Source organism: Azospirillum sp. UFLA03-27 (assembly GCF_059803775.1).
In genome coordinates this window covers 1-1,619 of sequence record NZ_JAUQTX010000483.1, presented here as the reverse complement: position 1 = coordinate 1,619, position 1,619 = coordinate 1, and the positions used below count along the sequence as shown (strand labels likewise).

The 1,619-nt window shown below is 70.7% G+C and carries 1 protein-coding gene; it reads right to left on the bottom strand.

Annotation, left to right across the window (positions count from 1 at the left end):
* On the bottom strand, nucleotides 1-1,561 hold a 1,561-nt coding region (locus Q4I23_RS32585), incomplete at its 3' end, for a UvrD-helicase domain-containing protein (RefSeq protein WP_498528986.1).
* Nucleotides 1,562-1,619: the final 58 nt, after the last annotated feature.

Here is a 1,619-nt window from a genome sequence, read left to right as displayed (position 1 = left end):
CATCCTTGGCGCCGTCCAGCCGGAACACCGCGTCCACGGTCTGCAGCACGGTGGCGGTGGAGCGGAAGGAGATGTCCAGCGCCACCGCGTGCCAGTCGCGCTCGGCGGCCTTGGCGCGGGTCTGGAAATGGCGGCGCATCCGGGCGAATTCGGCGGGGTCGGCGCGCTGGAAGCTGAAAATCGACTGCTTCTCGTCGCCCACCGCGAAGACGGTGCGGGTCGTTTCGCCCCCGTCACGGGCGCTGAGCCCGGCGAAGAACTCCTCGGCGATGGAGCCGACGACCTGCCACTGCTCCGGGTTGGTGTCCTGCGCCTCGTCGATCAGGATGTGGTCCAGCCCGCCGTCCAGCTTGAACAGCACCCAGGGCACGGCGGGCACGCCGTCCTTGCCGCGCAGCAGGGCGTTGGCCGACAGGATCAGGTCATCGTAGTCGAGCAGCGCCTTGGCCTTCTTCTTCGCCTCGTAGGCGCTCAGAAGCGACTCGGCCAGGGTCAGCAGGGCGGTGGTGGAGGCGGCGACTCCGGCCGAGCGAACCCGTTTCATCAGCGAAACGAGCCTCTCGGCCTCACGTTCCAGCGCCGTCAGAGCGGCGGGGAAGGATGTGGCCGGCTTCTTGGTGATCAGGGTCTTGCGCGCGCCGCCCTCCGCCGTCAGGAAATGGCGGGCGTAGATCTGGAAGGCGCGCATCCGGCTGTCCGCGGCGTCGAGCCAGCCCTGGATGCCGACTCCGCGCTCCTCGTCGGTCTTGCTGCCGGTGGACAGCGCGCGGCAGGCGTCGCGCAGCCCCGGAACGTCGAAGGCGTCGTCGGCGCAGGCCTCGCGCAGGATGGTGGCCTCGGTGATGCCGGGCGGCACGCCCAGCGCCTCGTGGACCGCGTCCACCACGCCGTCCAGCCCGTGGAAACTCTCGAGCAGGCGCTGGATTCGTCCGCGCTCGCTGGCCAGTTCGGCCAGGATGTCGGCGAACTCCTCGGCGTTCAGGTCGGCGGTCAGGCGGGCCATCGCCTTGCCGAGCGGGCTGTCGGGCGCGGCGCGGCCGGCGTGCAGCACCTCGTCCCGCGCCTCGGTCAGCAGGCCGGCGGCGGTGCGCTCGTCCATCACCTCGAAATGCGGGGCGAGCCCGGCCTCCAGCGGGAAGCGGCGCAGCAGCGACTGGCAGAAGGCGTGGATGGTCTGGATCTTCATGCCGCCCGGGCAATCCACCACCTGGGCGAACAGACGCCGGGCGATGGTCCGGGTCTCGGCGCTCGGCCGCTCGCCGCAGAGGTCGGCGAGCCGGTCCTCCAGCCCTTCGTCGGGCAGGGTCGCCCAGATGCCCAGCGTGCGGTTGATGCGGATGGACATCTCCGCCGCCGCCGCCTTGGTGAAGGTCAGGCAGAGGATGCGCGCCGGCGCGGTGCCGGACAGCATCAGCCGCAGCACGCGGTCGGTCAGCACCTTCGTCTTGCCGGACCCGGCGGAGGCGCCCACCCACACCGACGACAGCGGATCGGAGGCGAGCCGCTGCGCGACGTTGGGGTCCAGCGGAAGCTCGCGGACGGGGAAGTCGAGGACGGTCATGGGCGGGTCGTCGTGTGCTGTCTCTTATACACATCTGACGCTGCCGACGATTATACGC